This window comes from Mesorhizobium sp. M7A.F.Ca.CA.004.06.1.1, from assembly GCF_003999135.1.
GTDB lineage: Bacteria > Pseudomonadota > Alphaproteobacteria > Rhizobiales > Rhizobiaceae > Mesorhizobium.
The window spans coordinates 1-6,026 of record NZ_RZPQ01000347.1; the positions used below are offsets into that span (position 1 = coordinate 1).

Below are 6,026 nucleotides of genomic sequence, written 5' to 3' on the forward strand. Positions count from 1 at the left end.
CTGACGGTCTTTACCCGGCAGCGTTTCCCGATGGACTGGGCGTCGGCGCAGAACAATCTCGGTTCGATCTACCAGACGCTTGGCCAGCGCACCCGCGACGCGGCCAAGCTGGAGCAGTCGGCGAGCGCCTTCCGGGCGACCCGGCAGGTCTATGTCAGACGGAAATTCCCTCGCGATTGGGCAATGAGCCACTACAATCTCGGCAACACGCTGCAGCTTCTGGGCGGCGTGACCGACAAGCCGGAACATTATGGTGAAGCCATTGCCGCCTACCGCGATGCGTTGCGCGAGTACAAGCGCGAGACGAATCCCCGCCAATGGGCGCTAGCCCAGGCCGGCCTCGGCTCGACGCTGCACTGGCTGAGCATGAGCAATGCCGACTCCAGGACCCTGCTTGAGTCCATAGCGGCCCGCCGGGCAGCCCTCGAAGTACTCACCGTCGACGCGGCACCGGTCGACTGGGCCAACGCCCAGAACGGCATCGGCATGAGCCTGCTCAACCTCGGAAATCTCGAACGCACCGGCAAATATCTCGGTGACGCCGAGGCCGCCTTCACGGCGACGCTGAAGGTATTCTCGAGGGAAGGCCTGCCCATGCAATGGGCCTTCGCGCAGAACAATCTCGGTGACGTCAGCTGGAACCGAGCCAGCTATGGCGGGGGCAAGGCCGAATATCAAAAGGCGATCGAATTCTTCGAGAACGCCAAGCAGGGCTTTACCGAAGCCGGCTACACGATCCCCATCCCGCTCACCGACCAGAAGATCGATCTGGTGAAGAAGCAGATGGCGAAGAAGTAGGTCTACGCATCCCGCCGACCGCGCCTTGTCTTTCGGCTGGCTTTACCGTCCCTATATGTCCCGTCACCGGAACCCATTGCCGGGAACCGGAGAAGGATAGCGGATGATTCGATTTGCCTTGGCGTTGTTCCTGTTTCTTATTCCCGGCGTAGCCCACGCCACGGATGCAGGCTGGGCGCTGCTGCGCGATGGCGGACATGTCGTGCTGCTGCGCCATGCCATGGTCACCGGCACCACCGACCCGGCCAATTTCGACATCGACAGTTGTGCCACCCAGATGAACCTGTCGGCGCGTGGCAAGCAGCAGGCGAGCAAGATCGGCGCTCTGTTTGCCGCCCGTGCGGCACCGATCGAGCGTGTGCTGTCCAGCCGCTATTGCCGCTGCCTCGACACTGCCCGCATCGCCTTCGAGGCCGAGCCGGAGCTGTTTGCTCCGCTCGATCTCCTGAAGGGCGACGAGGCGCAGAAAGCCGCGCAGATCGCGGCGATCCTCAAAGAAATCCGCGCCTATTCCGGCTCCGACAATCTGGTCATGGTTACCCATCTGGAAGACATCGTGGCGCTGACCGGCATCTCACCGCGCGAAGGCGAGGCCGTGGTCGTGGAGCCGCAGGGCGATGGCCTGCGCGTGCTCGGCCGCGTCACCTTCTGAGCGCCCTGCGCGCGATCGCTGACGTCGAAAGCGGTGTTGCCTAAATGCCACCGCCGCAAGAAGCCGCAAATCCGCCACGACAATGCCGCTTGCGACAACCCGTCGCAGGGGCTATAGGCGCGCTCCCGGTCACGAGAACCGAAGTGAGCACAACGGTTGGAGCTTTCGCCTCCGCCCGTGCAGGCGGCTTTGCCGCCCTGTATACGGCGCTGCTTTGGGGATTGGGATCGCGGATGTAGCTCAGCGGGAGAGCGCCGGATTTGGGTCCGGAGGTCGGGGGTTCAATTCCCTTCATCTGCACCACGGATAGCTCAGTTTGGTTAGAGCATCAGATTGTTAATCTGACTGTCGAAGGTTCGATTCCTTCTCCATTGGCCTGAAAAGCCATCCGAAAAACGGTCCGGGGACTGGAATGCGAAAGACTGGACGGATGGCCCAAGCCCTCGGGCGCGGATCATCCCAAGCGTCTTTCGCCATCGGCTCGCGGCCAGGCCCGCGGTGACGATCAAGGCGCAGCGTCGCCGGCAAGGGAGGCCAAGGCCTCCGGCGCCCGCTTCACTGCCCCGCGATCCGCTCCCGAAGGCCCGCCACGGATTGATGCCACCAGTCCCCGGATCATTCGTGCCCGGGCTGTGACGCAAGAGACGACGTGAAACGAGAAACGAAAGGAACGATCGACGCATGACTTGACGCCTCGCATGGGGCCATGCCCGACAGGAGTAAGACAATGACAATTCTCGACAAGGTTCTTGGGCGCGAGCGCGTCCTCGTAAAGGAAAACGAACGTGCCCTCACCCTCCACAAGGGGGAAATCAAGACTGTCCTGCTGCCGGGCGAGCACTGGCTCGCCAACCGGCGCGGCAGCCTCGAAGTGTCCCGGCACGATCTGAAGAACCCGGAATTCGTTTCGGCATACGAGAAGGCGTTGTTCGACAAGCTCCCGGATGTGGCCGCGCGTCATTTCACCGTCGTTCGCACCGGGCGCACGGATGTCGCCATCATCGAGCGCGACGGCAATCTGCACGCCGTGCTGGCGCCGGACCGCAAGCTGGTGCTGTGGACGGATGCCGGCCCGTGGAAGGTGACGCTGATCGACACATCAGTCGATCTCGCCATCGATGCGGCGGTCATGCGCCGGCTCGGCCAGGCCCGGAAGGCGGAATTGATGTCCGTCCATCCGGTCGTCGACGGTCAGGCCGGACTGCTGTTCATCGACGGTGTTCTGGTCAGGACGCTGACGGCGGGCGTGCATGGCTTCTGGAACGTCGGACGCATGGTGCAGATCAAGGTCGTCGACCTCAAGCGCCAGTCGCTCGACGTTGCCGGGCAGGAAGTGCTGACCAAGGATCGCGTGACGATCCGCGTCAACATCGCGGCCGAATACCGGGTCGTCGATCCTGTCAAGGCGGTGAGCATGGTGAAGGACTTCTCCGAAGCCCTTTACCGCGCCCTGCAGTACGCCTTCCGCAAGACCCTTGGCGCGCTGACACTCGATCAGATCCTTGAAAAGAAGGTGACGATCGACGAAGAGGCCGCTGGCAAGGTCCGCGCCGATATGGCCGAGATCGGGGTGGAGGTCAGCGATATCGCGCTCAAGGATGTCATCCTGCCGGGCGAGATGCGCGAGATCCTCAACCAGGTGGTGTCGGCCGAAAAGCAGGCCGAGGCCAACATCATCCGTCGCCGCGAGGAGACGAACGCGACGCGTTCCCTCCTCAACACGGCCAGGGTGATGGCGGAAAACCCGGTGATGCTGCGGTTGAAGGAGCTCGAGGCTCTGGAAACCATCGCCGGCAAGGTCGAGCGGCTGACCGTCCACAACGGAACCGGCGGGCTGCTGAACGATCTGGTCAAGCTCCGCGACAGCTGATGCATGTCGCCCAAAGTGGTTCCGGTTTTGGAAAAACGACCTGCATCGAAACAAAGGCTGACGTGACGTCAACAGAAGGGCCGCCGGGTAAACCGGCGGCCCTTCTTGCGTTTCCTGGATGCCCTACCCATCTGCGCCCGGCGCATCAGGCCTTTTCCTGCCGGGAAAAACCGATTAGACAGCGCCCAAACAAGATGCGGACAGATTCCGCCCGCAACCGAAGGAAAAGCCCTTGTCCACCACGTTCGACAAAGTCGCCAAGATCATTGCCGACACCAGCGAGATCGATATCGACACGATTACGCCCGAGAGCCACACGATCGACGATCTCGGCATCGACAGCCTCGATTTCCTCGACATCGTCTTTGCCATCGACAAGGAATTCGGCATCAAGGTGCCACTGGAAAAGTGGACCCAGGAGGTCAATGACGGCAAGGCTTCGACGGACGATTACTTCGTCATGAAGAACCTGTGCGCCAAGATCGACGCGCTGGTTGCCGCCAAGACCGCCTGACATCGGTTGAGCGTTCGATCTTGACGCGCTCTGCCGCCTGACCCACAAAGCCGCACATGAGCAGCCCCCGCGACGTCGTCATATCAGGTATCGGCCTTGTCTCCTCGCTGGGGGAAGGTCCGGACGCCCATTGGCAAAAGCTCGTGCAGCCGGGGCTGGAACCGGTGCTCGAAGCGGCGCGCTTTGCACCCTATACCGTTCATCCATTGCCGGAGATCGACTGGAACCTGCAGATCGCCAAACGTGGCGATCAGCGCCAGATGGAAACCTGGCAGAGGCTCGGCACCTATGCCGCAGGCCTGGCGCTGGACGACGCCGGCATCAAGGGCAATGACGAACTCTGCACGACCATGGACATGGTCGTGGCCGCGGGCGGCGGCGAACGCGACGAGGCGGTCGATGCCGCCATTCTCGCCGCGTCGGAAAGCCGCAACGACCGCGATGTGCTGATCAACGAGAAATTGACCACCGAATTGCGGCCGACACTGTTCCTGGCGCAGCTTTCCAATCTGCTCGCCGGCAACATCTCCATCGTCCACAAGGTGACCGGCTCATCCAGAACCTTCATGGGCGAGGAAGGTGCCGGTGTCGCCGCCGTCGAGACAGCAGCCGCGCGCATCCGCTCCGGCCAGTCGACGCACATCCTGGTCGGCGGCGCCTTCCAGACCGAACATTCCGACATGCTGCTCGGCTATGAACTCGCCGGCTATCTGCATCGCGGCCAGTGGAAGCCGGTCTGGCAAAGACAGGGGGCTGAGGGCGGCGGCGTCGTGACTGGATCCGGCGGTGCCTTCCTGGTACTGGAGCAGCGCGAACACGCGATAAGCCGCGGCCGCAAGATCTATGCCGAGCTTGGGCCGGTCGTCTCCGGCCGCGCCAGGCGCCCACGGGGAGAACTCGACGCCCAGATCGCCGCCCTGCTCAAGCAGGCTGCAATGCCGAACGGCAAATTGCTGGCCATGTCGGGCGCGTCGGGCGCCCATACGGCAACCATCGCCGAGAAAGCCGCGCTCGATGCCAATCCGGCGATTGCCGCGCGCGGTTTCTCGACGCTGACCGGACACATGAAGGAAGCACAGTTTCCCTTCGCTGTGGCACTGGCGGCGCTGGCCGTCGATCGCAAGGCCGCCTACCCTGTTTTTGATGCCGCAGCCGAGAAGCCGTTCGAAGGGGTTCCCGCAACCGTCCTTGCAACGGCGATCGGCTATCACCAATTCGAGGGCATGGCGCTCGTCAACGCCGCCTGAGGCGGTGGTCCACGATCCATGCCGCAACGATAGACGATCGAGGGCTACCGCATGGCCAATCTGAACGATCATATGGGCAGGCCGATCGTTGCCGTCACCGGCATCGGCGTGGTGACCTCGCTTGGCGTCGGCAAGGCCGATAATTGGGCGGCGCTGACCTCGGGCAAGTCGGGCATCCACCCGATTACCCGTTTTCCGGTCGATCATCTCAACACCCGCATCTCCGGCATGGTCGACTTCCTGCCGTCGAGCTCGAAGGGCTCCAGCCATCTCACCTATGAACTGGCGGAAACCGCCGCGCGTGAGGCCGTGGCCGAGTCCGGCCTCGATTCCGGTGATTTTGGTGGTCCTCTCTTCCTCGCTTCACCGCCGGTCGAACTCGACTGGCACGACCGCTTCGCGCTCTGCACTGCCAAGGATTTGGACTCCGGCGGCGAACGGCTGCTGCGGGTGGCGCGCGGATTGAAAGAACTCGGCTTTTTCGAGACCACGCAGTTCGGCTCGATCGCCGGCCGGCTTGCCGACCGTTTCGGCACCCGCGGGCTGCCGATCACGCTGTCGACCGCCTGCGCTTCCGGCGCCGCCGCCATCCAGCTCGGCGTCGAGGCGATCCGCCGCGGCGAATGCGACCGCGCGCTGTCGATCGGCGCCGACGGTTCGGCGACCGCCGAGGCGCTGATCCGCTTTTCGCTGCTGTCCGCGCTGTCGACCCACAACGACATTCCCGAAAAGGCGTCAAAACCTTTCTCCAAGGACCGCGACGGCTTTGTCCTCGCCGAGGGTTCGGGCGCGCTGGTACTGGAATCACTGGAAACCGCACTCGCGCGCGGCGCCACGATTCTTGGCATCCTGCGCGGCTGCGGCGAAAAGGCGGACGATTTCCACCGCACCCGCTCGAAGCCGGACGCTTCGCCGGCGATCGCGGCGGTTCGTGCTGTGCTAGCC

Annotated in this window: 5 protein-coding genes, 2 tRNA genes and 1 pseudogene; all 8 read left to right on the plus strand. The window is 63.4% G+C overall.

Annotated elements, in window-relative coordinates:
- Window positions 1–798, plus strand: a pseudogene (locus EN906_RS19920) (tetratricopeptide repeat protein); the annotation flags it as partial.
- A gap of 103 nt (window positions 799–901) precedes the next feature.
- Window positions 902–1,450 (plus strand): histidine phosphatase family protein, encoded by a 549-nt coding sequence (locus EN906_RS19925; protein ID WP_127267431.1) that lies wholly within the window; start codon window positions 902–904, stop codon window positions 1,448–1,450.
- Between the two features lie 229 nt (window positions 1,451–1,679).
- A tRNA-OTHER gene (locus EN906_RS19930) sits at window positions 1,680–1,753 on the plus strand.
- Between the two features lie 2 nt (window positions 1,754–1,755).
- Window positions 1,756–1,825 (plus strand) — tRNA-Asn (locus EN906_RS19935).
- 352 nt (window positions 1,826–2,177) lie between these two features.
- Entirely contained in the window at window positions 2,178–3,320 is a 1,143-nt protein-coding gene (locus tag EN906_RS19940) for a slipin family protein (protein ID WP_023812260.1), read from the plus strand.
- A gap of 232 nt (window positions 3,321–3,552) precedes the next feature.
- A complete protein-coding gene (locus EN906_RS19945) occupies window positions 3,553–3,834 on the plus strand; it encodes an acyl carrier protein (protein ID WP_010909964.1) in 282 nt (93 codons plus the stop codon).
- Window positions 3,835–3,890: 56 nt separating this feature from the next.
- Window positions 3,891–5,081 carry a beta-ketoacyl-ACP synthase gene (locus tag EN906_RS19950; protein WP_127267432.1) on the plus strand — a complete coding sequence of 397 codons (1,191 nt, stop codon included), beginning with the start codon at window positions 3,891–3,893 and terminating at the stop codon, window positions 5,079–5,081.
- A 51-nt stretch (window positions 5,082–5,132) separates the two neighbouring features.
- Window positions 5,133–6,026 (plus strand): beta-ketoacyl synthase N-terminal-like domain-containing protein (locus tag EN906_RS19955; RefSeq protein WP_127375323.1); only part of this gene is annotated, 894 nt, incomplete at its 3' end.